Origin of the sequence: Pectobacterium peruviense, assembly GCF_002847345.1 — a bacterium.
Taxonomy (GTDB): Bacteria; Pseudomonadota; Gammaproteobacteria; order Enterobacterales; family Enterobacteriaceae; genus Pectobacterium; species Pectobacterium peruviense.
Window position 1 is genome coordinate 26,091 of sequence record NZ_LXFV01000019.1, and the last position, 25,722, is coordinate 51,812.

The 25,722-nt window shown below is 51.1% G+C and carries 21 protein-coding genes; 13 read left to right on the forward strand and 8 right to left on the reverse strand.

Annotated features, from left to right (window positions below; all coding sequences use genetic code 11):
* Positions 1-59 precede the first annotated feature (59 nt).
* Entirely contained in the window at positions 60-1,928 is a 1,869-nt protein-coding gene (locus A0G03_RS14660) for an Svx/AvrXca family virulence/avirulence protein (protein WP_048258929.1), read from the forward strand.
* A 123-nt stretch (positions 1,929-2,051) separates the two neighbouring features.
* Here the strand turns inward: A0G03_RS14660 and azuC are convergent, their stop codons facing one another.
* Positions 2,052-2,138, reverse strand: a complete 87-nt coding sequence (azuC, locus tag A0G03_RS22120) for a stress response protein AzuC (RefSeq protein WP_085996941.1) — start codon at positions 2,136-2,138, stop codon at positions 2,052-2,054.
* A 369-nt stretch (positions 2,139-2,507) separates the two neighbouring features.
* Here azuC and A0G03_RS14665 point away from each other — a divergent pair, with 369 nt between their 5' ends.
* The 7 genes from A0G03_RS14665 to A0G03_RS14695 all read left to right on the forward strand — a co-directional run bounded on the left by A0G03_RS14665 (position 2,508) and on the right by A0G03_RS14695 (position 11,142).
* Positions 2,508-3,701, forward strand: a complete 1,194-nt coding sequence (locus tag A0G03_RS14665; protein WP_048258928.1) for a multidrug efflux MFS transporter — start codon at positions 2,508-2,510, stop codon at positions 3,699-3,701.
* A gap of 301 nt (positions 3,702-4,002) precedes the next feature.
* On the forward strand, positions 4,003-4,407 hold the full coding sequence (locus A0G03_RS14670; protein WP_048258927.1) for an ExbD/TolR family protein: 405 nt from the start codon (positions 4,003-4,005) through the stop codon (positions 4,405-4,407).
* Between the two features lies 1 nt (position 4,408).
* Entirely contained in the window at positions 4,409-5,158 is a 750-nt protein-coding gene (locus tag A0G03_RS14675) for an energy transducer TonB (RefSeq protein WP_048258926.1), read from the forward strand.
* A gap of 78 nt (positions 5,159-5,236) precedes the next feature.
* Positions 5,237-7,477 carry a TonB-dependent receptor family protein gene (locus A0G03_RS14680; RefSeq protein ID WP_048258925.1) on the forward strand — a complete coding sequence of 747 codons (2,241 nt, stop codon included), beginning with the start codon at positions 5,237-5,239 and terminating at the stop codon, positions 7,475-7,477.
* Between the two features lie 268 nt (positions 7,478-7,745).
* Positions 7,746-8,414 carry a MotA/TolQ/ExbB proton channel family protein gene (locus A0G03_RS14685; protein ID WP_048258924.1) on the forward strand — a complete coding sequence of 223 codons (669 nt, stop codon included), beginning with the start codon at positions 7,746-7,748 and terminating at the stop codon, positions 8,412-8,414.
* Positions 8,407-9,747 carry a phospholipase D-like domain-containing protein gene (locus A0G03_RS14690; RefSeq protein ID WP_048258923.1) on the forward strand — a complete coding sequence of 447 codons (1,341 nt, stop codon included), beginning with the start codon at positions 8,407-8,409 and terminating at the stop codon, positions 9,745-9,747. Before A0G03_RS14685 ends, A0G03_RS14690 begins: the two co-directional genes overlap by 8 nt.
* A 33-nt stretch (positions 9,748-9,780) precedes the next feature.
* Entirely contained in the window at positions 9,781-11,142 is a 1,362-nt protein-coding gene (locus A0G03_RS14695; RefSeq protein WP_048258922.1) for an esterase-like activity of phytase family protein, read from the forward strand.
* Positions 11,143-11,280: 138 nt separating this feature from the next.
* Here the strand turns inward: A0G03_RS14695 and A0G03_RS14700 are convergent, their stop codons facing one another.
* Positions 11,281-12,171, reverse strand: a complete 891-nt coding sequence (locus tag A0G03_RS14700) for an SDR family oxidoreductase (RefSeq protein ID WP_198528808.1) — start codon at positions 12,169-12,171, stop codon at positions 11,281-11,283.
* Positions 12,172-12,297: 126 nt separating this feature from the next.
* Between A0G03_RS14700 and A0G03_RS14705 the strand changes: the two genes are divergently transcribed.
* The gene (locus tag A0G03_RS14705) at positions 12,298-13,233 is read left to right on the forward strand and encodes a LysR family transcriptional regulator (protein WP_223250532.1); all 936 of its coding nucleotides are present in this window, start codon (positions 12,298-12,300) and stop codon (positions 13,231-13,233) included.
* Between the two features lie 160 nt (positions 13,234-13,393).
* On the opposite strand, the gene A0G03_RS14710 is transcribed toward A0G03_RS14705, so the two are convergent.
* From A0G03_RS14710 to A0G03_RS14735, 6 genes are all read right to left on the reverse strand, one after another.
* Positions 13,394-14,080, reverse strand: a complete 687-nt coding sequence (locus tag A0G03_RS14710; protein WP_048258920.1) for a GntR family transcriptional regulator — start codon at positions 14,078-14,080, stop codon at positions 13,394-13,396.
* A 90-nt stretch (positions 14,081-14,170) separates the two neighbouring features.
* Positions 14,171-15,637, reverse strand: coding sequence for a mannitol dehydrogenase family protein (locus A0G03_RS14715; RefSeq protein ID WP_048258919.1), 1,467 nt, complete (start codon positions 15,635-15,637; stop codon positions 14,171-14,173).
* Between the two features lie 187 nt (positions 15,638-15,824).
* Positions 15,825-17,195, reverse strand: coding sequence for an MFS transporter (locus tag A0G03_RS14720; RefSeq protein ID WP_048258918.1), 1,371 nt, complete (start codon positions 17,193-17,195; stop codon positions 15,825-15,827).
* 326 nt (positions 17,196-17,521) lie between these two features.
* The gene (locus tag A0G03_RS14725) at positions 17,522-18,544 is read right to left on the reverse strand and encodes a Zn-dependent oxidoreductase (protein WP_048258917.1); all 1,023 of its coding nucleotides are present in this window, start codon (positions 18,542-18,544) and stop codon (positions 17,522-17,524) included.
* A gap of 29 nt (positions 18,545-18,573) precedes the next feature.
* Entirely contained in the window at positions 18,574-19,788 is a 1,215-nt protein-coding gene (gene manD / locus A0G03_RS14730) for a D-mannonate dehydratase ManD (RefSeq protein ID WP_048258916.1), read from the reverse strand.
* 169 nt (positions 19,789-19,957) lie between these two features.
* Positions 19,958-20,857, reverse strand: coding sequence for a LysR family transcriptional regulator (locus A0G03_RS14735; RefSeq protein ID WP_048258915.1), 900 nt, complete (start codon positions 20,855-20,857; stop codon positions 19,958-19,960).
* A 276-nt stretch (positions 20,858-21,133) separates the two neighbouring features.
* Between A0G03_RS14735 and A0G03_RS14740 the strand changes: the two genes are divergently transcribed.
* From A0G03_RS14740 to A0G03_RS14755, 4 genes are all read left to right on the forward strand, one after another.
* The gene (locus A0G03_RS14740) at positions 21,134-22,099 is read left to right on the forward strand and encodes an alpha/beta hydrolase (RefSeq protein WP_048258914.1); all 966 of its coding nucleotides are present in this window, start codon (positions 21,134-21,136) and stop codon (positions 22,097-22,099) included.
* 531 nt (positions 22,100-22,630) lie between these two features.
* Positions 22,631-23,329 (forward strand): 4Fe-4S dicluster domain-containing protein, encoded by a 699-nt coding sequence (locus A0G03_RS14745; protein ID WP_048258913.1) that lies wholly within the window; start codon positions 22,631-22,633, stop codon positions 23,327-23,329.
* Positions 23,322-24,284, forward strand: a complete 963-nt coding sequence (gene nrfD, locus A0G03_RS14750) for a cytochrome c nitrite reductase subunit NrfD (protein ID WP_048258912.1) — start codon at positions 23,322-23,324, stop codon at positions 24,282-24,284. Before A0G03_RS14745 ends, nrfD begins: the two co-directional genes overlap by 8 nt.
* Positions 24,285-25,661, forward strand: coding sequence for an MFS transporter (locus A0G03_RS14755; RefSeq protein WP_048258911.1), 1,377 nt, complete (start codon positions 24,285-24,287; stop codon positions 25,659-25,661).
* Positions 25,662-25,722: the final 61 nt, after the last annotated feature.

Sequence of the window (25,722 nt, forward strand, 5' to 3'; positions counted from 1 at the left end):
TATATATTCCCGTGAAATAATAAGGCTGATTAGCAATATTCATGCTAGGAAAAGGATTTATGCCAACAATAAAAACACTTCTCACGCCGCTAAACTGTCTACTCGTTTTAAGTGGCGCATTAATGATCAATACGGCCAACGCCGCCGAGGCTTGTGTCGCAGGTAACTGGCAGGTGGACAATGCCATCACCGATATGCCTTCCGTAAAATACCAGACAGAGCACTTTGCCTTCCGCTGGAATAATAACGACGTTAACCGCAATGATGCGGTTGCCGCAGGGCAGAAACTGGAACAAATTTGGGATAAGTTCATTAACCAAATTCAGTATCCCGAACCTTACTGCAAACAAACCGTGAAATATAAAGCCAATATCCACATCGATCCTACTTTTGGGCTCAGCGGAGGTATTGCAGGCGGTGGCAGTATGGGAATGTGGATCGGCCCCGCCTCGCTTAAGGATAACTGGGGGCTGGCGCACGAATTTACCCATGCGCTGCAAGGGCAAACTGGTGGCTTCCAGGGTGCGGGCGGAGAAAACTACGTTGGCTGGATTTGGGAATCCCATGCGAACTGGATGACGCACCAGATGGATGAATTCCGCGGTACGTCAGCACACTGTTCGGAAATGCAGGTCAACTATTCACATATTTATCTGGGGTCAACACGTAACCGTTACTGCAACTGGCAGTTTATGGAATATCTGAAAAACCGCTTTGGCTATAGCGCCATCAACGATATGTGGTCAAAAGCGCCGAAAGGGGGCGAAAGCGGCCAGTCTACTGCCGATCCGCTATCCGTTCTGCGTAGCAACATGGGCTGGAGCCAGTCCGAATTCAACGATGTCTTCGGTGACTGGGCGATGCACAACGTCAACTGGGATTACGTCGATCCAGACGGCTTCGACCGTGGTCGTTTTTACCGCTCCACCTACGGCAGCTATGGTGCAGTCCAACCCAACCAGAATAACGCCGACCGCTTGCTGAGAACCACGGCGCTTGAACCAGTTACCGGTGCCAGCGCTAGCCTGCGACGCTTCTCCGTACCGTTCGATCAGGCTCCGCAGCAACTGGGCTACAACATCGTCCGGCTGATCCCAGAAAGCGGTGCGACGAAAATCACCGTTAAATTCCGCGGCATGGTGCAGAGTAAATCGGCCATTACCCGCTTCCCTGGGCTGAAAAATGATCCAGCAGCAATGCCGCAGCCGAATTCCGACTGGCGCTGGGGTATTGTCGCTATCGGTTCAGACGGCGTTTCACGCTACAGCGAATTGCAGCGCGGCGCGTCAGCCACGGTGAAAAACTTCACCATCCGACAGGACGATAGCGGCATTTACATGGTGGTAATGGGTACACCGTCGCAAATGCAGAAGATCAAGTGGGATCAGGCTTACTACTCCCTTTACCGCTATCCGTGGATGGCTGATTTCACCGGCGTCTGGCCGGAAGGCAGCCAACCCGGCGCACCGAATCCAACGGCTAATGGTTCTCGCCATGCCAACGGCGGCGGCTGGGTATCTAACTCCGCGAATGTCGCGCCTACCGCATACGTCGGGCCTTATGCTCGCGTCATCGGTGGTACGGTGAGGGATAACGCCAGAATTGAAGATCGTGCAACGATTCTGAGCGGAACGGTGGAAGGACGCGCCGTTGTCAGCGGCCTGACAGTAATGCAGGGCAATACTATCGTGCGCGATAACGCGCGACTGCATACGGTCTTCATGGGGCCGGGAGCCTATGAGCGCGGCATTGTGCTGTCAGGCAATGCGCAGATGCGCGGGGACGCGGAAATTCGCGGCGCTTCCGCATCGCAGGGCGTGTTCTATGGTTTTATTGATGAAGAGGAAGTCAGAAGCAGCGCATCTGGTGCTTACCTGACTGACGCGGTGCCAGAAGTAACGGCGGTGCCGGTCTACAGCACGAAATAATCTCACCACGAAAAGGGGAGTTGACTTAGAACCACACCATGTTGGTTCTAAAAATAAGTCGGCTCCATAAATAAACAGGCCGCCAATATGGCGGCCTGTTTGATGCGATGCATAGCACAGATTCTAGAACAGTGCGCCAGGCGGCACGTCTTTATAAGTATTCAGGTAAGCCGCCAGCATTTTTTTGAAGAAGTTACGCACTTTTTTCACCTTGGTTTTACTCAGATCGTTATTCTAATGACGCGATGGAGTTGCATTTGTCTTACTGGCAGTGGTCTGCCTTATGGTGGTGAATTGTACAACTCCTGTTGAGCAAAAGCTAATTTTTTGTGACGCAGGTCACATAACAAAATTCATCGATGCTATCCCCTACCCGCGCTGGTTTTCTTTTGTTGCGAATCATTACCCTCAGTGACCAATACACCACGAGCTATGCTATGCTCATGATGAAAGACGAAATTTTAGTCACTGCACGTTATTAATTGAGCGCTATTCTCTGTCGGTTAGCACACTTTTTCACTCGCAGTCACCGCGATTTCGCCATTGGTTATTCGCTGATGAAGGCTCGTTCCGACCCCCATGGAAACCTGGAAACTTAACCTCTTCTCTGCCTGGCTGGGATGTTTTTTCACCGGGCTGGCCATGAGCCAGATATTGCCCTTTCTGCCGCTGTACATCGAACAGCTTGGTGTTAGTTCGCACGAGTCGCTGAGCTTGTGGTCCGGTTTGATCTTCAGTTCGTCTTTTCTGATCTCTGCCATCGTTGCGCCACTGTGGGGAAGCCTCGCAGACCGTAAAGGCCGCAAGCTTATGCTGCTGCGCGCCGCACTCGGCATGGCGATCGTGATGTCGCTGCAAGGGTTGGCGACCAACGTGTGGCAGTTGTTCATCCTACGCTCGTTAATGGGGCTGACCTCTGGGTATATCCCCAACGCGATGGCGCTGATCGCCTCACAGGTTCCACGTGAAAAAAGCGGCTGGGCACTCGGTATGCTATCAACCGGGCAGATTGCTGGCGTCATCCTCGGCCCCTTATTCGGCGGCTTTATGGCCGACTACATCGGGCTACGCATCGTCTTTTTCATCACCGGCGGCATGCTGTTCACCAGCTTCCTGATTACGCTTTTCGCGATTAAAGAGAGCGTCGTTAAGGTCACCAAAGAAAATAGGCTGAGCGGGAAAGCCGTCTTCGCTTCTCTGCCTTATCCCGCACTGATCATCTGTCTGTTCATTACGACGATGATGATTCAGATGGCAAACGGCTCTATCAGCCCTATTCTGACGCTGTTCATCCGCGATCTGGCTCCCGGCACGGACAATATTGCCTTTATCAGCGGCGTGATTGCGGCGATTCCCGGTGTTTCCGCCCTACTATCTGCGCCACGCCTTGGCCGTTTGGGCGACCGAATCGGCGCGCAGCGCGTCCTGATCGCGGCGCTGGCAATCAGCGTACTGCTATTCCTCGTCATGGCGCTGGTACAAAGCCCCACACAGCTCGGCATCCTGCGCTTCATGCTGGGCTTTGCCGATGGGGCATTGATGCCAACCGTACAGGCGCTATTAGTCAAATACAGCAGCCAGCAGGTGACAGGCCGCATCTTCGGCTATAACCAGTCATTCATGTATCTGGGCAACGTGCTGGGGCCGCTGATGGGATCCGGCGTGTCCGCACTGATGGGATTCCGCTGGGTGTTCGTCGTCACCGCTTTTCTGGTGCTATGCAACACGCTGCAACTCTTTTTCGCCTTCAGGAAACCACGCGGAAAAGGATAGCTATCCGGTCAAAGAATAACTCCTCGGCCAGTGGCTTCACTGGCTATTCCTTTTTCACTCGCCTAGCGTACTTTTCCTTTCTCTGGGGATTCTCCCACTGCTGTTAATTAATGATGTAAAAACATCAAAAAACTTATTTTTTGACAAAAAATTACCATCAAAACGTATCAACATGAAAAAATAATCACATAAATGTAAAAAAAATTAAACAAACCCTACCTATATTGGCTGCTTTGTTTCGGCGCCACGCGGATTGCCCTGTTCAGACATGCAGACATTCGCGCCTGTAGGGAAATGAGTAATGAGAAACTGGAACGAACCTAAAAAACAAAAAGCCCACATCGATTTGGTTCCCATGATCGATGTGATGATGTTCCTGTTGGTCTTCTTTGTCCTGATCAGCATGAACGTTATTCCAGCGCTCGGCCTGAAAACACAGCTCCCCGCCGCAGGCAGCGCACAGCAACTCAAGCCACAGAAAAAAGCGATCATCACGCTTGGCGCACAGGATCAACTCGAGCTAGACGGGCAGCCGATGGCGCTGAGCGATCTCATCAATACGCTGCAACAGCAGCAGCAAGACCAGCAAACCACCATCATTATCAACAGCGATAAAAGCGTCGAGGTTGAGCGTCTAGTCGCCGTCATGGATACCCTGCGTCAGGGGGGCTTCTCGTCCATTTCTATCGCCACCCGGAAATCGTGACATGTATCTGCTCTATCGCTCACGCCACGCCATCAGCTGGTTGCCGTTACCGGTCTTTGCCACCTGCATGTTCTTCGCCAGCCAACAGCCGCCGCTGAAAGTTCAGCAGCAATACGACGAAACGGTCATGGCGCTCACGCTGGCTGAACCGGAACCGATTCCCCAGCCCGAACCGCTCCCAGAACCGGAACCCGTACCACAGCCGGAACCAGAACCCGAGCCGATTCCGGTTGATGAGCCAGACCCGATTATAGAAACACCGCCGGTTACTCCCCCTAAACCGGAAGTGAAACCGAAGCCTAAACCCGAGGTTAAGCCCAAGGTAGAAACCAAGCCGAAACCGACGCCCACGCCCGCTAAGCCGACTGCGCCACGCCCGGAAGCGCCGGTCAAGCGCCCAGCACCAGCTACGAATGCTGCGCCATCCGCGCCGTCGGTGAATGTCGCCGCGCTGGAAAATAGCTATGCACAGGCGCTACGCGCACAGCTTGAACAAACCAAACGCTACCCGACTGGACGACAGGCATCGCTTGAACGTCCCGAAGGTCGGGTTGAAGTCTGGCTGGAAGTCGATCGCACAGGGCGAGTCATCAATTCTGGGATCAACAGCAAAGCGCCCAACATGCTGCTGAACCGCGCGGCACAGGCCAGTTTACAGAGCATCAAACAGGTTCGGGCCTTCCCTGCCGATGCCTTTGCAGGACAAAGCACAAAACGCTTTTTAGCCACGTTTGATTATCAGGCGCAGTAGCGTTTCGCACCTGAGCAAGAGAGTGAAATCAGCAAAACAACGTCAACAGTACATTACTGATAATACTAGGATAATTAAATGAAACCGTTCAAACTTTCTGGGGTATGTTTGTCCGTCGTCGGCGCGTTATTGGCAAGCTCCGCGCTGGCGGAGGAAGCGACAAATGTCGGCACCATCAACGTTCAGGGGCAACCGCTCGGCGCAGGGCTAATGGTTCAGGAAGACAGCGCCAAATCGCGCTCGACCGTGACAAAAGACGCGCTGGACAAAATGCCCGCAGCAGGCAACGCCATCGATAAACTGAAATACACCGCGGGCCTGAACGTCAGCAGCAATGACGCCAGCGGCTTGAGCGGCGTCAGCTATACCATGCGCGGCATGAGTGCGGATCAAGTCGGCCTGTCGTCGGACGGCATTCCCGTCAATGACTCTGGCGACTACGCCGTGTACCCGAACGGGATGGGCGACCCAGAAAACCTGGAGCAGATTTTCGTTACCCAAGGTTCGTCAGAAATGGATGGCCCGCACATCGGTGCCAGCGGCGGTAACATTGGGCTGGTTTCCCACCGTCCGGCGAAAGAGTTTGGCGGCTTCGTTAAGCAGACATTCGGCAGTAACAACCTCAGTAAGACCTTCGCACGCTTGGAAACCGGTAAACACAACGGCTTCAGCAGTTGGCTTTCTTACTCGTATACCGATTCCGACAAATGGCGTGGCGCAGGGTATTCCCGCGCCGACAAAGTCGAGTGGAATGGCCTGTACGAACATGAAAATGGCCACAGCAGCAGCCTGATCGTGAAATATAATCAGCAAGATACCATCAACTATTCGACGCTGAGCAAACGGCAGTTCGAGCAAAACGGTCGTACGATGGATTACGCCACCGCGCCCGTTTACAACAACCGTGGACAGATTTCCCAATACTACAAACTCAACCGTAATAACTTTGAAACGCTGAACGTCACATTCACTCAGAAATTGCAGCTACGCGATAATCTGGCGCTGACCTTACAGCCCTACTATTTCTCGACAAACGGCGGCAGCTTTGGCAGCGGAAGCGCCAGCGTATTGTCTGCAACATCAGACCGTGCAGGTAACTACGATCTCAGTAATCTGACCTCTAACACCTACTACCGCCCGTCGTGGACGGAAACCTGGCGACCGGGGATCACCACCAAACTGAAATGGGATCTTAACGACGAGCATAGCCTGGATATCGGCTACTGGTTCGAACGTGCCCGCCAACGCCAAACGCAGCCATTCATTCCGATCCAGAGTGACGGCAACCCCGTTAACGTCTCCGGCAAACCCGGCGATGCGAATCAGATCACTGACGCTAACGGGAAAGTGGTTCAGGGCCGTAACCAGTTTACCGTCACGCCAGCACATAAAATCTGGGTACAGGACACCTGGTTCTTCTCACCAGAATGGACGTTCACTGGCGGTTTGGCCTATCAGCACGTAGAACGTGACGGCACCAACCTCGGCAGCCTGTATAACGTTGCAGAGAAAAAGAACAAGAAGTACCACGAATTCCTGCCCAGCTTTAACGCGGCTTACCGCATCAATACCGAAAATCAGCTGTTCTATAACATCACGCGCAATATGCGCACCCCGCCCAACTACGTCTTGTACAACGTTGGCGATTCCATCAATACCAAACCTGAGCTGAGCTGGAATCAGGAACTCGGCTGGCGCTTCCAGGATGAGGACATGCTGCTGAGCGCCTCGCTGTTCTTTATCCGCTTTACCGATCGCCAGATCTCCAGCCGTGACGCCAACGGCGATTACGAAATGATCAATGCTGGGAAAGTAGAAAACAAAGGGCTGGAACTGGAGTGGAGCGGCAAACTACCTCATAACTTCAACTACTTCGCCGCTTACACCTATACCGATACCGAGCAGAAAAGTAATCTCGCCACCAGCGGCAGCCAGCTTCCCACCACGGGTAAGCAGGTCGCTAATGCGCCGAAAAATATGCTCAACCTCGGGCTGGGCTATGACGACGGCCTCTACTACGCCGGCGTGAATAGCCGCTACGTCGGTTCGTTCTACGGCGATATGACCAATGACGAGAAAATCGGTGGGCGTACCGTTTTCGATCTCAGCGCCGGTGTCTATCTGCCAGTGGATAAGAAGATCGTGAAAAGTGCCACCTTACGCTTTGGCGTCAGCAACCTGTTCGACAAAGAGTATCTCGACTCGGCGCGCTCAGTGAGCTTCAACTCAAGATCGTATAACGGCGTATCGGCAGGCACACCGTTTTACAACGTCGGGGAAGAACGCACCTTCAGCGCCTCTCTGGAAGCCACGTTCTAATTCGTTAATAGCCGAAGCACAGAGCAAAACGGGGATAATGGGATAGAAGAGTAAAGCGTCCGCGCCAGGGACAAAAACGTCAGGAACGTTTTTTGAACGTCGCTTGCGACGGCCCTGAAAGGGTGAATCTCAGGGATGAGATTCATATCTGCGCGGCTCGAGCTTACAGGGATGTACTCGCAGCGTCTTTACGATCTACCCATTACACCCGCCCGACGGACATCGTCATCACAAATCACGCCCAACAAGGCAACAGAAGGATCAGGCCATGAACGCCGATATGCTGCACGAGATTATTTTCTACGTCATGTACGCCTCACTGGTGATCGCCCTGATGATCATCATCGAACGCAGTCTCTATTTTTCCTACACGCGTCGGCAGGCCAAACGTCTGGACCGTGCGCTAACGGCGGATATTCGCCACGTTCACGATCTGCCGGACGCACTGACCCAGCGCCCCAGCCTGCCTATCACGGTAGTCACCCCCGTTCTGGCGCAGTCACATCAGGCAGAAAACCGCGATGCGCTTAACGACCTGATCGACGCACAATATCTGCAAAGTAAGCCGCAGCTGTCTCGCGGGCTATGGATTCTGGAAACCGTCGTTACCGCAGCACCGTTGCTGGGGCTGCTCGGCACCATCATGGGGATCATCGAAACCTTCAAAGCCCTGTCCGCCGCCGGAATTTCCGACCCAAGTCAGGTTTCTGCCGGAATGGGAACTGCGCTGTACGCTACCGGGTTGGGGATCGCCATCGCGCTGGTGTGCCTGTTGGGGAATAATTTCCTGCAAAGCCGGATGGAACACATCAACGAAATGCTGAAAGTCCTGCTGATTCGCGCCGGAATGCCGCATACTCGCCAACAGAAAGCGGGCCCTGCGGTGGCACATAATTCCATGACAGAGAAAGCGATGGCGGAGAAACGCTATGCTTAATCGTGGTGGTTTCACCTATCCGGGGCGACGCTGGAAGCATTCCATCAACACGCTGCTAGCAGGAGGCGTATTGTTTATTGTCAGTGCGTCAGCCCATGCCGACCCTAGTGCGAGCGGCTATCGCATTCCCGGCTATGAATTAGTGTATGACGCCCCGGTAGAAACCACGCTGACCGCCCCCGATTTACGCCCTAGCGATGCGGTGTGGATATCGCTGTTTGATAACGCCCAGCACACGATTGAACTGGGCCAATTCTATGTCGCTAATCAGGCTGGCACACGCTTCGATAGCGTCTTGCAGCATCTGCGTGCCGCCGGAGAACGCGGCGTGCGAATCCGCCTGTTGATCGAAGAAAAAGGGATAAAAATCTCCACGCAGGACACGCTGGATCAGCTCAAAACCATTCCAAATCTGGAACTGCGCGTGATTCCCTTTGAACGTCTGAGCGGCGGTATTGTGCATGCCAAATACCTGCTGGTTGATGGCAAACAGGCTTACATGGGTAGCCAGAATCTTGACTGGCGAGCACTGGAGCACATTCACGAAACGGGGCTATTGATCGACGATCCGCACGTGGTTAAGCAGATTAGCGCCATTTTTGAACAAGACTGGCAGGCACAGGCACGACTGGCTAGCGGTGAAACCGTTCCACCGCTACCCGCATCGACGGACGCCGTTGACCGTTCGGGCAACTATCTGGTCGCCAGCCCCAAAGCATTTAATCCCGCTGGCGTGATTGATTCCGAAGAAGAACTCCCTCGTCTGCTGGCGGAAGCCCAGCAACAGGTTCGCATTCAGGTGATGGATTATGTCCCGCTCTCCTACGGCTCCGATAAAACGCGCCCGTACTATGCGGTTATCGATAATGCGATTCGCACCGCCGCCGCACGCGGCGTACAGATAGAGCTGATGGTGTCCGAATGGAGCACCAAAATGCCGAATATCGCCTACCTGAAAAGTCTGGCATTGCTCCCGAATATCCAGATAAAAACGGTGTCGATACCCCAAGCCAGCAGCGGCTTCATTCCTTTTGCCCGCGTGATTCACAGCAAGATCATGACCATCGATGGCAAAAAAGCCTGGATCGGCACCAGTAACTGGAGCGGCGGCTATCTGGATAACTCGCGTAATCTGGAGATGGTGATTCAGAACCCAGCGATGGCGCAGCGGGTAGACATGCTCTATACACAACTGTGGAACAGTGCGTACGCACATCCTCTACGTATTGATTATGATTACCCACGGCCCAATCCGGGTGGTGTGAAAGAAAAAGAGAAAACGAAGGAAGACAGCCCTTCATCCACGACAGGCGGCACGGTCACCGCACCGTAGCCACCGCCAGAATGACATTTGATGGGGAATAGCATGAAACACACGTTGTTAGCACTGCTGGTTGCCGGATTTCTGCCGTTCAGCGCGCAAGCCGAGGGAGAAAAAGTGACGCGCTATGTCGTCACCTTCCCGGCAGGCGATCAGGTTCCGTATCAGGGCAAATTCGCCAAAAACTTCCCCAACGGTCTGCCTGTCGGCATTGGCTCTGGCCTCTATTTCACTGGCAAACAGGGTGATGACCTGATGTTCACCACCGTCACCGATCGTGGCCCGAATGCCGATGCGCCGCTGGTCGGCGAGAAAGACGCCAAGATCTTCGCCAGCCCTGACTACGCGCCGCTGATGATGGATATTCGAGTCAGCGCGAAAGCGGCCGAAGCCATAAACCCTCGCTCGCTGCACGATGCCGAGGGCAACATCACTGGCCTACCGCTACCAGCAGACTTTATTGGTGCCACCAATGAAGTGGCGCTGAATGACGCACTGCAACCGCTCAACACCAGCCAGCGTGGACTCGACACCGAAGGCGTTACGCCGGATGGCAAAGGCGGCTTCTGGCTGTGTGACGAATACGGCCCGTTCCTGATCCACGTTGATGCCAGCGGGAAGATCCTGCAAAAATTCGGTCCAACGCCTACGGGCAATGAGCACTCGGTTTCCAGCGGCTTACCGAATATCATCAAGTGGCGTCAGCCGAATCGGGGTTTTGAAGGGCTGACTCGCCTGCCGGACGGCACCATTGTCATGGCTGTGCAGAGTACGCTGGATATCGACGGCAAAAGTAAAAACAAAGCGCAGTTTACGCGTCTGGTGATGTTTAACCCGGAAACCCAAACCAGCCGCATGCTGGGTTATCCCATCAACATCGACAGCTATAAGAAAGCGAAGGATGCCAAGATCGGCGATATCGTCGCACTGGACAATCAGCGCATTCTGCTGGTCGAGCAAGGTACGGATAAAGACAAACAGATGCAGAACCGCATCTACCTGGTCGATCTAAGCAAAGCAAGCGACCTGACGCCATTTGATGCCGACGGTAAATCGCCGGAATTTGACGATCTCGCTCAGTTGGAGAAACGCGGTATTACGCTGGCGCACAAGCAGGAGTTGGTTGACCTACGTAAGCTCGGCTGGCAGCAGGAGAAAGTGGAAGGTCTGGCGCTGGTAGATAAACAAACGCTGGCCATCATCAACGACAACGACTTTGGTCTGCAATCCGTGCTGCACTCTCCCATGAAAGCAAAGGACAAAGCGGACGACTATCAGGTCGCTGCCGATGGAAAACTCACGCGAGACGGAAAGTCGGTCGATACGACGTTGGAAATCAAACCGTTGCAGAAACCAGAAGCCGATAACGAGCTGTGGTTAATTAAATTGGCGCAGCCGCTGAAATAGCTTTTAGCATGACTTCCACCGGAGGATCGCACCAAAGGTGGAAGCCATAATTCAGCCACTAAGGCGTACTCGAATAGAACTGGGTTATCAAAAAACCCTATCTCCGAAAACAAATATGGTCTTATGATTTAATACCGCTTAGTAAGCGAAAGCATCTCTGTGCTTTTCGATAAATTCTCTCCAGCGAACGGGTTCTTTACCGACAATACTAGGGAAATTATCGAATGTATCATCGACGCCAGGAATATCCCTGGCAGCAACCCTACGGAAATTATCGTAAACACAATGCATATAAGCCATTTCAGCACCTGCTTCCCGCATTTTTTCAAGGAACAGTGTCGGATCAAGGGCTTCATAGCGGAATGGCTGACCGAGAACCTCAGTCATAATCGCGGCTATTTCACCATAAGATTTGGCGTCATAACCTAAACGGTAAGTCTTCCCACCGTGTTTATCTGGATGTAAGAGAGCCTGTGCGGCAGCCAGTGCGACATCTTCACCATCTACCCAACTGAATGGTGCATCGCCTGTATATTGTTGAATTACTCCATTTTTAATGGCCTTAGTGCCATCGTAACTTAGGAGATTCTGCATAAACGTTTCCGGACGTAAATGTGTAAAAGAGAAACCGGACCATTCAATATAGCGCTCTATGTATTGATGCCAAACCCAATGTGCCACAGTGCTATCGTCACGGCCACAGGCTCCCAGATGTACGATATGGCGAATACCCATGTTTTTTGCTTCATCAAGAAATACTTTGCTCTGACGTAACATATCCACGGTATATCCAGTAACCAGAAAAGCGCGATCGATCCCTTCCATAGCTGGAGCCAGTGTTTCAACTTTGTCGAAATCAAGGATCACGGTACGGATCCCTTTATCCTCGAACGCTTTTGCTTTAGCTGGCGATCTTACTGCTGCAACAACAGTAATCGAGTCATCGGTCAAAAGGTTACGTAAAGTATCTCCGCCGATCTGGCCCGTCGCCCCCGTAATAAGGATGGTTGTTTTTTTCGTATTCATCATGGCTGCCTCTATTTTTTCAAAAAGGATGATCAAGTCGCGTTGATATCAATGAGTTTACTGTGAATTTATTTCGTATTTGCGTTATAAAATACAAATTTACGGGAATTTAATTCATCAATAAGGTTCATGATGTACTCTTCAGAACGTTTAAAGGGGATTGATTTGTTTGTCTGCGTTGCCGATGTAGGGAGCTTTACCTCGGCAGCAGAAAAAATGAATTTAACCAGTTCAGCAGTCAGTAAAGGGATAGCCAGACTGGAAAGTCGGCTACAAGTCAGGTTATTTGATAGAACGACGCGACGCTTGTCACTGTCGGATTCCGGTGTCGCGTTTTATCGCACCTGCACCAGCGTGCTGGCGGATTTGGAAGAAGCGGAACTTGCGATGCAGTCTGAAACGACAGATCCTCGAGGGAAAGTGCGGATCGATTTACCAGCGTCCTTCGGACGCTTGCATGTTCTACCCGTTATCCTTAATTTCATTGAAAAACATCCCCTGCTGACCCCGCATATTACCTTCTCCGACCGTTTTGTTGACCCTGTGGTTGAGGGTATTGATATCATCGTTAGAATCGGAGGTTCTAATATATGGTCAAATACGTTAGGGCATCGATATTTAGGTGTTCAACAACAAATTTTTTGCGCATCTCCTTCCTATTTGCTTAAAAACGGCCAACCAAGGAACAGGCAAGATCTGGAGCAACATGCCTGCATCGTTTATGCAGAAAATAATGGCATGACCACCCCCTGGCATTTCTCTGGGGGTCAGCCTCATGATACGGAAAGAAAAGCATTTCCGGCGCGGATTGCGATTGGGGACGGTGAAGGGCAGGTCACCGCCGTTTTGGCAGGACTTGGAATTGCGCAGCTTCCTTCATGGCTGATTAAACAGCAACTCGATCAAGGTACGCTGGTAGAAGTTCTGCCAGAACTAACTACTGAGGGGCTACCTATTAATCTTGCATGGCAAAAAAGCAGACAGACCATTCCCAGAATCAGCGCATTCCTCGATATTCTGAGCAAGGGCCTATCCCCGTCTGGCAGTAACCTTAGTGCAGTATGATCATCACACTCTCAAAATATGTGGCGATTATTTTCTCGGGACATCTCGCAGAGAGCGCGCTTCCTCAACGTTCAACCTCAGCAAATGGCGTATTTAGCACCATCGCTTACGATATTACCGATCGGCTGACCTATAGCGATCGGGATATCGCAATACCCGCTCAGACGTGCTCGAACCAGTCGCTATTCTGCTGTGCAATCGGCGTGATCGAATAGATCATTTCCTGTAAATGCTCACGGATCGCTTTTTCCGCCGCATCGGGATCGCGCGCTTTCAGGGCGCTAAAGATCAGGTAGTGCTGTTGGATCAGGCTTGGTGGGGGAGAAACCTGGCTCAGGCTGAGAAAACGCACGCGATCCATCGTCGCTTTGATCGATTCGATGGTTTCCCACGCCAGCGGACAGTTGGCAATCTGCGTCAGAAGCTGATGGAAGCTGTCATCGAGGCTAAGAAACTCGCGAACCTGCTCATTCTGCGCAGCCAGTTCCTGACGGCGCAAGTTGTGCTCCAGCGTTAGTAGCTGCTCGTCCGTCACCATTTCGGCTGCACGGCGCACAATAGCGCATTCCAGTGCCTGACGGATAAAGCGGGCATCCGCCACGCGCTGTTCGGAGATCTTCATTACAAACGTGCCGCGCTGCGGCATGATCTGCACCAATCCGGCCTCGGCTAGCTTGATAAAGGCTTCTCTGACCGGCTGGCGAGAAACATCAAAACGCACAGAGATTTCTTTTTCAGACAGCAGTTTACCCGGCGGAATATTGCATTCCACAATGTCTTTGCGCAGTACGCGATAAATTTGCTGGTTGACTGGTTCGCTGTTGTTGATCTGAAAAGAGGTATCCATGCCGCTGTGCTTAGCCAAGAAATTTACCGCTTATGATACACGCTTAGCGCAGCGAGTGTCAGTGTTACCGAACCCGCCGCGCTTTTCATCCTACCAATCCGTCGCCTGCAACGTCTCTTTCACACCTTTAGCTAATAGCGATAAATAGTGCTGCGTCACGGCTTCCACAAAGGTGGGATTCTGCGGTAAATCCTCACCGAAAATCGCCGTCAGCGCCAGCAATGCAACGACACGGCTTTCCCCTTCCATACTGTTTTGCACCGTTTCGGCGATCGCCTCTTTCAGCGGATCGCTGATTTCAATCGGTTGCCCTTGCTCATCCACACCACCGACATAGCGCATCCATCCCGCCACGCCGAGCGCCAGCGCATCAAAAGGGCTACCGTTCGCCAGATGCCAGCGGATCGAATCCAGCATCCGCTGTGGCAGTTTTTGCGAACCGTCCATCGCAATCTGCCAGGTGCGATGTTTTAACGCACGGTTACGATAGCGATCAAGCAACGCACCTGCGTAGGCGGCAAGATCGACACCCTGCGTCCGCAGCGTCGGTGCCTGTTCACGCAGCATCAGATGGTGCGCTGCCGCGACCAACGCGCTGTCCTGCATGCACTCGCTGATATGCTGATAGCCCGCAAGATAGCCGAGATACGCCAGAAACGAGTGGCTGCCGTTGAGCATGCGCAGTTTCATTTCCTCAAACGGCAGCACATCCTGTACCAGCTCCGCACCAGCCTTTTCCCACGCGGGACGACCGTTAACGAAGTTATCTTCAATCACCCACTGGAAGAACGGTTCACAGGCGATCCCAGCCGGATCGGCGACGCCCAGTTGCCCGTGGATCGTTTCCAGCGTTTCTTCGGTAATGGCGGGGACAATACGGTCCACCATGGTGGAGGGAAAGGTGACGTGCTGTTCAATCCAACGCGCCAGTTCGACATCCTGCTGTTCCGCCAACTGCACGATCACGTTGCGCGTAACGTGCCCATTCTCCGGCATATTGTCGCAGGACATCACGCTGAATGCCGGTAGCTGACGTTCCCGTCTGCATTTGATAGCAGCCAGAATCACACCGGGCAGGGAGCGTGGTTCTGCGGGTAACGCCAGATCGTGGCAAATCAGCGGATGTTCACTATTCAACTGCCCCGTCGCCGGATGGTGGCAATAGCCTTTCTCGGTTACGGTAATCGACACGATAGCGATATCCGGCGCACTTAACGCTTCCAGCACCGCTTCGATGCCTTCGACTTCCGCATGCAACGCGGTCGTCGCCACGCCGATGACCCGACTATTCCAGCCGCTGTCTGCCATTTCGGAAACCGACCACAGTAAATCCTGCTGGCGAATAGCCTCAATCTGCTGCTCGCCGCCAATTAGGTTAATTTCGCAATAACCCCAGTCGCTGCTCTGCTCCGCCGCCAGTTTATCGGCACAGACCGCCTGATGCGCCCGATGGAATGCGCCAAAGCCAATATGCGCAATACGTGTTTTTAGCAGGCGTCGGTCGTAACGCGGCACCGCAACCTGCGGTTTAAGGGTAGAAAACTCATTAATACTCATCGTTATCCCTGATAGGTGATTCAAAAATATGGCAGCCTGCATGGGCCGGGGATAATGGGTAGATCGTAAAGACGCTGTGAATACATCCCTGTACGCTCGGGTTGCGCCATCCATGGCGCAAACGCTTTACTCTTCTATCCCATTATCCCTGTTTCCGCTTCACAAACAGGAGCGCTGTAGCGTTCTGTTATGCTGCGTCTTCTAATTCATCTAAATCGCGATCTTTGACTTCCGGCATGCAGATAGCCGCGAATAAACCAATTACGGAATAGACAATCAGCATCACAACAATCGGCCACCAGGAACCGGTCATGTTGCAGAAAATACCTGCTAATACCGGACCAAAGCCAACGGCAACCAAACCACCGGTTTCTTTGGCAATCGCCATTTGCGTAAAGCGGCTACGTCCGCCGAACATTTCTGCCAGAGTGATATTCTCCAGTGCAAATAATCCCAGCACCGCAAAGTTATGAATAATGATAATGCTGACGATAATGACATTAACGCTATTCTCTTTATCAACGATAAGAGAGAGCATTGGGTAGGCTAACAATATCGCCGAGATATTCAGAATAATATAAGGCACACGACGACCGATTTTATCTGACAACCATCCTAAGAATGGAATGGTGATGAAACCGATAATAGAGCTAATCATCAAGGCATCTGTCGGAATATACTTCTCGAACAGCAGCGTTTGAACCAAATACCCAGCCAAGAAGGTCTGAATTAATCCTGAATTTCCCGCCTGACCGAAACGCAACCCGACTGCCAGCCAAAACGCTTTGCCTTTGAACATCGACAATATGGATTTTTGCTCGCTTTGCTCAACCACCAGAGCAGATGATGGATCTTCAGTACCAGAGACGTCATTGCTGACTTTCTCAAAGACTGGGCTTTCCTTCAGGTTCATACGCAGCCAGATCGCGAATATCATCACGACGACGCTGGCCAGGAACGGTACACGCCAGCCCCATGCCAGTAACTCTTCTCTTTCAAGGGTGAAAAACATCACAGCCCAGATAGCCGTAGCGCTGAGCGTGCCGCAGTTGGTGCCCATGGCAACCAGTGAGGAAATAATCCCGCGTTTCCCTTTCGGCGCGTATTCAGCCAGCATGGTGCCTGCACCGGAAATCTCCGCGCCCGCCCCTAGCCCTTGCACAATACGCAAGGTCACCAGCAAGATCGGTGCAAAAATACCAATCTGTGCGTAGGTCGGCAGCACACCGATTAACGTGGTACAGATACCCATCATGGTGATGGTAATAAAGAGCACTTTCTTTCTACCGATGGAGTCACCCATGCGGCCAAAAATAAAGGCACCGACAATACGAGCAATATAGCCTGCCCCATAGGTACCCATTGCCAGAATCAGCGCCATCGCCGCCGATTGTTCAGGGAAGAATATTTCATGAAAGACCAGTGCCGCCCCGAGCGAATACAGCTGGAAATCCATAAATTCTAATGCCGTGCCCAGCCAGCCGGACACCGCCGCTTTAACTAAGTCAGAGGTACTTCTTGCAGGTTTATTTTGTCCAGATGCTATTTTCGTATTCATATATATACTCTCGACGTTTTGTAATTATGGTATATCCGTCATACTTCAAGCTGCATATGCGTTGGTTTCCTCGCTCACCCCAGTCACTTACTTATGTAAGTTCCTTGAGATTCACTGCGTCGCCGCCTTCATGCAACTCGAATTATTTAGGGTATAAATAACAGTAAGTAAAGTTACTGTTCATCATGGTGTCGCAATCCACTCCAGCCCGTTATTTATGGTCTGGAGTGATTAAGAGAGAAATAATTACTTCAAAGGAATCATTATAGTTTTCTGTAATCGATAGTGTGTTTCCCTTTTATATATCCCCTGTTACCAATAACGTGTCATGCATCATTAAACGTCAGCAGGACTTTGCAGCAGCGTTTTTGATCTTTTTCGAAGACCTCAATCGCTTGTACTACCTGCTGATAATCAAATCGGTGTGTGATCAGCTTTGCCGGATCGATACGTTTCTCTTTCAGCCACTCAATCACGATAGGGAATTTATTGGCATTCAAGCGCGATGAGAAAATGGAGAGCTCTTTGCTGGTAATTCCCTGCTGGCTGATCTGACAAGGTTCGCTGGAAAAGCCCATGATGGCGATACGCGCCGCAGGAGAAGCAATCGTAATCGCTTCCTGCAAAATAGACGGATGGCAGGCGGCATCAACGATCAGCGTAGGCTTGATATTCAGCGCCTCCAATTCGTCTTTTAATGACAGCGACGCGTTGTTGATGACCCTGTCCGCTCCGCTACGTAATGCCATATCCAGACGTTCAGGAATGCGGTCGACGACGATCACTTCCTTCACGTTGAACACGCCTTTCAGTACCTGAACCGAGGTCAACCCCATCGGCCCCGCGCCATAAATCAGGGCGACATCCTGTTCTGTCGGTTTCACCTGCGCGGTCACGTTGGCGGAAATCGTGAAAGGCTCCACCATCACAGCAAATTCATCAGGAATCTCATCGGGAATGACGTGCGCATTCTTCGCCGGTACAGCAGCGTACTCGCTGAACCCACCGTCACGATGCACGCCCAGCACCACCAGCGAGGTACAAACGTTCGGCTTACCGATTGAACATGGGTAGCAGTGGCCACAGCTCACCACCGGATCGACCGAGACGCGTTCGCCCAGCCGAGCGGCATCCACACCGTCACCGACCGCCTCAATCACGCCGAAAAATTCATGTCCGATTACGCGCGGGTACTTAGCGAAAGGGTTATGCCCACGATAGATGTGGCTATCGGAACCACAGATGCCCGCCAGCTTCACTTTCACCCGAACTTCACCTGCCGCTGGCTGCGGAATACTACGTTCTTCAATCACCAGCGCATTTGGCTGCTGTATCACAATGCTTTTCATATTTTGGCCTCTAATTACCCATTCGACTCTTACCAATTCCACAACGTGCCATCTTCCAGACGGGCAACCGGCAAATACGCGGGGTCATAGGGATATTTGGCCGCCAGCTTTTCATCGAACTCAATGCCTAATCCCGGCTTTTCACCTGGGTGCATATAGCCGTTATCGAACGTCCAACTATGTGGGAACACTTCCAGCATTTGCTCCGAGTAACCCATATATTCCTGCACGCCAAAGTTGGGCACCCAGAGGTCAAAATGCAGCGCCGCCGCCATGCAGATAGGCGACAGATCCGACGGGCCGTGTGAACCGGTGCGCACCTGATAGAGCGAGGCAAAGTCGGCGATGCGGCGCATACCGGTAATCCCACCCGCGTGGGTAATGGTGGTACGGATGTAGTCAATGAGCTGTTCTTCAATCAGTTGCTTACAATCCCAGATGCTGTTGAAGACTTCTCCCACCGCAATCGGCGTAACGGTGTGCTGACGAATGAGACGGAAGCACTCCTGATTTTCCGCTGGTGTCGGGTCTTCCATCCAGAATAGACGATAGTCCTCAACGCTTTTACCAAAGCGCGCCGCTTCAATCGGCGTCAGGCGGTGGTGCATGTCGTGCAGCATGTGTTCGTTGAAGCCAAATTTGTCGCGTACGGCTTCAAACAGCTTCGGCGTGAAATCGAGGTATTTTTCCGTGGACCACAGTTGCTCTTCCGGCAAACTGCCTTTTGTTGCAGGCTCATACGCCAGCCCTTTGCCCTTAGCCATGCCGTAGGTGGTTTTCATACCGGGCACGCCGCACTGCACGCGAATCGCTTTATAGCCCTGATCGCGATGTTTAGCGTAATCATCCAGCACTTCATCAATCGAGTGACCGGTCGTGTGGCAATACACCATCACACCCGTGCGCGATGCGCCCCCCAACAGCTGATAGAGCGGCATGTTGGCGGCTTTAGCCTTGATGTCCCACAGCGCGGTATCGACAGCGGAAATCGCGGACATGGTTACCGGGCCACGACGCCAATAAGCACCTTTGTAGAAATACTGCCAAATGTCTTCGATCTGGTGCGCATCACGGCCAATAAGCTGCGGACACACATGATCTTTTAGGTAAGAGGCGACCGGCAGCTCACGCCCGTTGAGCGTCGCATCACCAAGGCCGGTTAATCCGCTGTCTGTCGTAATCTTCAGGGTGACAAAGTTCCGCCCCGGGCAGGTGACAAACACTTCAGCGCTGACAATCTTCACGTTACTTATCCTTCTATGCATGTAGCCATTCGTTTATGCTGACTACCATACAAGTATATTAATAACGATAATTTGAATCGCCTCACATTTATTCACATTTGCAACATTTACCTAAAACGTGTGAATAGTGGGAAGCGGCAGCTGAATGAATCGAGGGAGGTAAAATGCGCTACCGAACAGACTCGCTGTAATCTTGCAGGAAATCCAAAAACAGGCGCACCATGGGGATGTTCACGCTGCGTTTTAGATAGCTAATGGCGAAAGTCCTTTTTAACTGCTCTTCCAGCGGAATAACCGCGACGTCGTAAGCCGTCAGGCTTTTGGCGACAGACGAACAGAGGAAGACCACGCCGGATAGGTTCATCACCAGATCCATAATGATGTCCATGTTGCTACATTCACGAAAGTAGCTGGGGTTGATGCCCTGTCTGGTGAAGGATTCAGAAACAGCGGCATGCTCCCCCGTCCCTTTCTGCGGAACGATCAGCTTTTCTTTTACCAGCTGCGGCAGGCTTAGCGTTTTATTATCAGCCAGGGGATGCGACGTCGCCATCACGGCAACAATGTCGTCAATCTGGCAAATGGTGTGATGAAACAAAGGATCGTTCAGGTATTCATCGAAAGGCGTCGAAAAAGACAGATGGATCTCGCTATTGCGCACTCTTTCCAGCAAATCGGTGCTCACGCCGTCAATAAAAGAGATATCAATATTGGGGTAGGCTTTCTGAAACAGGTTAAACATATTGTAGTGGGCCAGACGATTAAAAATCGGGATTACGCCAACCAGCAGTGCGCCGTCCGTGCTTTCCTCATAGCTGCTAACGAACTGTTCCAGCTCATAATGTTCTTTAATCATTCCCTGAATTTTGTCAGCAAAGATCTTCCCAAATGGCGTCAGAGAAAACTGTCGAGTGGTTCTGTTAATCAGTTTTCTTTCCGTTTCAATCTCCAGGCGCGCGATTTCCTGTGACAAAAAAGCCTGAGAGATATTCAGCGCTTTCGCCGCCTTGGTGAAACTCCCGACCCGGATGAGTTCCTGATAATAAATCACACGCTTTATACTAAACATTGCTTTATATTACGCATCAACTGCCTCATTTATCATCACTTATGATATCAATTATAAGGATCTGTAAATAATCAAATGTGATTAGATGCACATTTAATTAATGAGAAATAACGTTAATGGTAGATATAGTCAACTTATTATCAATAAGGAAATAATTAATTAGCGGAGACAGCCACCCATAATATTAAAGATTTTTTAATATTGTTTTTACAAATAATAACATCATCCCTCACAAACCAAAAAAGTTTACATCCCCCTAACAAAAGGACTTAAGATATGGATTATTCGAAAACAACAAAAATAGGGTTAGCAACCTTGGCAATGATGAGCACCACTGCAATCAATGCAGCACCGAATCAACATGACATCACCGTAAAGCAGGAAACCACATCGGTGAAATTAATCTCTGACGTCGTTTATTCTCAGGTATCGGTGCGGGGCTATCCGAATGTTGCATTAAAAATGGATATTCTTCAGCCTGAAGCGAAGAAAGCACTCCCCGTCGTATTATTCATTACGGGCGGCGGATTCGTTAATGCTAATAAAGATAATTACCTGCAACAGCGCCTTAACCTTGCCGAAGCGGGTTATGTGGTTGCCAGCATGGAATATCGTGTCGCCCCTACCGTTCTTTTCCCCGCGCCGCTGGAAGATGTAAAATCCGCCATTCGTTATCTGCGCGCTAATGCGAAAAAATTTGGTATTGACGGCCAACATGCGGCGGTTTTCGGCGCTTCTGCGGGTGGCTATCTGGCAGCATTTGCCGGGGCAACCAATGGCTCGAAAGCCTACGATAAAGGCGATAATCTTGACCAAAGCAGTGATGTGCAGGCCGTGATTGATTTCTATGGATTATCCGATCTGACGCTCGTCGGTGAAGGCTTCCCTGACGATGTCGTTCAGAGACACGCGTCACCTTCTGCAACAGAAGCTATCTGGGTCAACGGCACATCGGTATTTAATGAGGGCGGCGCAATCACCCGCTACCCTGACAAAGCCGCAGCGGCTAACCCTATTAACTTTATCAACGGTGCGACGCCTCCATTCCTGATCATGCACGGTACAAACGATACGGTGGTTTCTCCACGTCAGACCGAGCGCCTGCATCAGGCTCTGACGGCGAAAAATATCGAATCGACCTATTATAGCGTTAAGGATGCAGAGCACGGCGGGCCACATTGGTTGCAACCGGACATTATGCAGATTACCGTCCGTTTTCTTGATAAGCACTTAAAACCCTGATACCAACCTACCATTAATATTTTCTATTCTTAATTATTTATGTTACATAAACGTTAGTGCTAAATAAGCACTAACGTTTTTATTTGTTGCAAACAAAAGACTAACCTCAATTTATACGCCATCATTATCGGATAAAAAAACGTATAATCTGATACACATCAATTATTCACTATCATCGCAAACGGAAAAAATAAAACAACAAACCACTACAATGGAAACGCTGCCTCCTAAAAATCACCCTTCTAAGAAATAAATAAAAAGCCAATTGAATAGCATATATAACAAATCGAAGTTTGTTATATAGGAAACTACAAAAAAACAAATGTGACCAAACGCACACTTAGCCTTTTATTGCCATGCTCCAATAAAACCACAATAAAAACGTGGCCTATTCATTATTTCCATCGTAATTATGGGTCACTCTTTTCTATTAGCATCACACTGCGAACGATTAACATTATTATTGGGTTAATAATGTCTATGACAGATAGGGGTTCGCACGGCTATCACCTCAATGTGAAGATTTATGATATGGAAGAGTTATCTCGCCGTCGTTTTATTGCCTATATGGGAAGTGCGATTGCCGTTAGTGGAAATATCGGTCTCGCACAAGCGAAAAATGAGCCAGAAAAAACGCAGGGTAAATTAGCTGTTAAATATGGCTTATTGCATAACGAAATGCGTTGTATCGGATGCAAAGCCTGTATCAAGGCCTGCAAAGAGACGAATAACGTCCCTGACGGCGTAACCCGGCTGGACATACTGCAAACCGTCGACATTCCCGCCGTCGAGAAAACGCGTGCCATCAAGCAATTTTTCCGTAAGTCCTGCCAGCACTGTGAGAATCCGCCCTGCGTTGCCGTCTGCCCAACGGGCGCATCCTTCAAAGATGCGCTCACTGGCATTGTCGACGTCAACGATAAGCGCTGCGTAGGCTGCCGCTACTGTATTGCCGCGTGCCCTTACCATGTGCGTTTCATCAACCCCGTCACGAAAACGGCAGACAAATGCAATTTTTGTCGGGAAAGCAATCTGGCAGCAGGGAAGCAGCCCGCCTGCGTAGAAATCTGCCCCACTAAAGCGTTGGTATTTGGCGATCTCAACGACCCTGAAAGCAACATTTCCAAGATGATCGAGAGCAACGCGACCTACCGCTCCAAGGTTTATCTGGGCACCGAGCCTCAACTCTATCGTATTCCTGGGAAACGAGGAGCAATCGACAATGCATAATGCCTTCACGTTCGACACGCTGGTCTGGGATTGGCCCATCGCCGTTTACCTTCTTCTGGTCGGCATTTCGGCGGGGATGGTGTCGCTGTCTCTGCTCCTCAGGCACTACGTTCCCACCGAATACCACGGCAGTAATCGCATGATCAAAGCCACGGCCATCGTGGCACCGCTCGCCGTGATCCTCGGGCTGGTGATTCTGATTTTTCATCTGACTAAACCGCTGACCTTTTGGTATTTGATGGTTTTTTACAATCCCACCTCCATCATGTCGCTTGGCGTGATGCTCTTTCAGGTGTATTTCGTCGTGATGCTGTTATGGCTCATTACGCTTTATCATGACGTATGGCTGACCCAGCTTGAGACCGTCTGGCACCGTCCCGCGCTGGCTGCACGAGTACGTAGGCTGACGGCGATTATCGTTAAAAATGCCGCGATAATTGAAAATCTGCTGCTGGTACTTGCCGTCCTGCTCGGCTGCTATACCGGTTTCCTGTTATCCGCGCTGAAATCGTTCCCGTTGCTGAACAACCCCGTTCTGCCCGTCCTGTTTTTAGTATCAGGTACGACATCCGGTATTGCCGTCATGCTGCTGGCCAGCGCGTGGGGGCATCAGGCATCAGGGAATTCACGCTCCCTGCATTTCATCCATCGTGTGGAAACTCCGGTGGTGTATGCCGAACTGTTCCTTCTGCTGGCATTTTTTGTCGGGCTGCTGCTTGGCGGCGGGCAAAAAGTTGTCGCTGCCCAGACCGCGCTGTCAGGCTTCTGGGGAGGCGTATTCTGGATTGGCATTATCGGCATCGGCATTGTAATCCCCTCGATTATCAATCGGGTACGCAAACCCTCTACCCATTCCGGCAAAGGGCAAGTGATTACCTTAGCCGTCATGAGCCTGTTCGGCGTGTTCCTGCTACGACTGTTCGTGCTTTATGCCGGACAAATGACGGTGGCCTAAATGAATACGTCATGGGTCTTATTCTGGATTGCTTCCGCCACCTTTTTCATGCAATCCCTGGATACCACCATGGTGTATATCGCCATTCCGGCTATCGCACAGTCGCTGCATCAGCCGGTATTGCATATGGAAACGATCGTGATTTCTTATATTGTCACGGTCGTCGCGTTTACGCCGGCCAATAGCTGGCTGGCGGAACGACTCGGAGAAAGGAAAACCTACCAGATAGCGATTGCCATTTTCACGCTCGGCTCGCTGCTGTGCATGACGGCTACCACACTCGGCAGTTTAAGCGTTTACCGCTTTATTCAAGGCATCGGCGGTGCGCTCATGCTGCCCATCATCAGAACCGTTATACTGCGTACCACCCCGCAGAGCCTGAAATTACGCTTTCTTAATCGGGTGACCTTGCTAGGGTTACTCGGCACCCTAATCGGCCCCGTGTTCGGTAATATTTTGGTTAGCTTTCTTTCCTGGCAGGCTATTTTTCTCGTTAATATTCCGCTGGCTTTCGTCTGCTTTTTTCTGGCAACCAAATATATTCCTGTTGCGACGATTAAAGAGACGTCACGCACCGGTGCCTATCAAGTCGCCTTTCCCATTTTGATGCTATTCCTTGTGGCCTTCATGTTAACCACCGCCACAAGAAATATACTGCCAACGTTCGTCATGTTATTCCTATCTTGCAGCACGCTGGGTTTGGTTTTTATTTATTACCGGCAACATCTCATTGCAGAGACCGCATTATTCCCTCGCGCCCTGTTTGGCATCAGAACCTTTTCTATCGGCATTATTGGCGGCATTGTGACGCGAACGCTACTGGCATCAATACCCGTCGTGCTCTCACTCATGCTGCAAACGACGCTGGCCTGTAAACCCGCAGAAACCAGCCTGATTCTGCTGCTCTTTTCCAGTGGTGCATTGCTGTCAAAGTTGCTGTTCGAGCCACTGGTCAAGCGTATCGGCTACCGGCGGCTGTTGATGCTGACGACCGGTATCACATCGCTGTGCGTGCTTGCCTTGAGTGTCGCCGTGCAAGAGAGATCGATGCATCTCATCGGTATTATCGCCATGCTCTTAGGTGTGCTGATTTCGACGTTATATTCAGCGGAAAGTACGCTGGCCTTCAGTAATCTGAATAACAGTACATACCACAGCGGTAATAACCTGTTAACCATTAGCCAACTGCTTTCCGTCATGCTCAGTATGACGCTGACGTTCCCGATATTACGCTTTCTTTCTCAGTTCGAAATCGCTCTCAATCTTAACCATTTCAGCCTGTTATTTTTATTACTCGGCATTGGGTTACCAATTTGCTGCCTGATATTCAGGCCCCTCAATAACGACGACGGCTATCACTTTATTCATGGGAGATAACTTTATTTATGGGAGATAACGTAGTTATTCACCGTATTCATTCAAAAACTAATGGAACTAT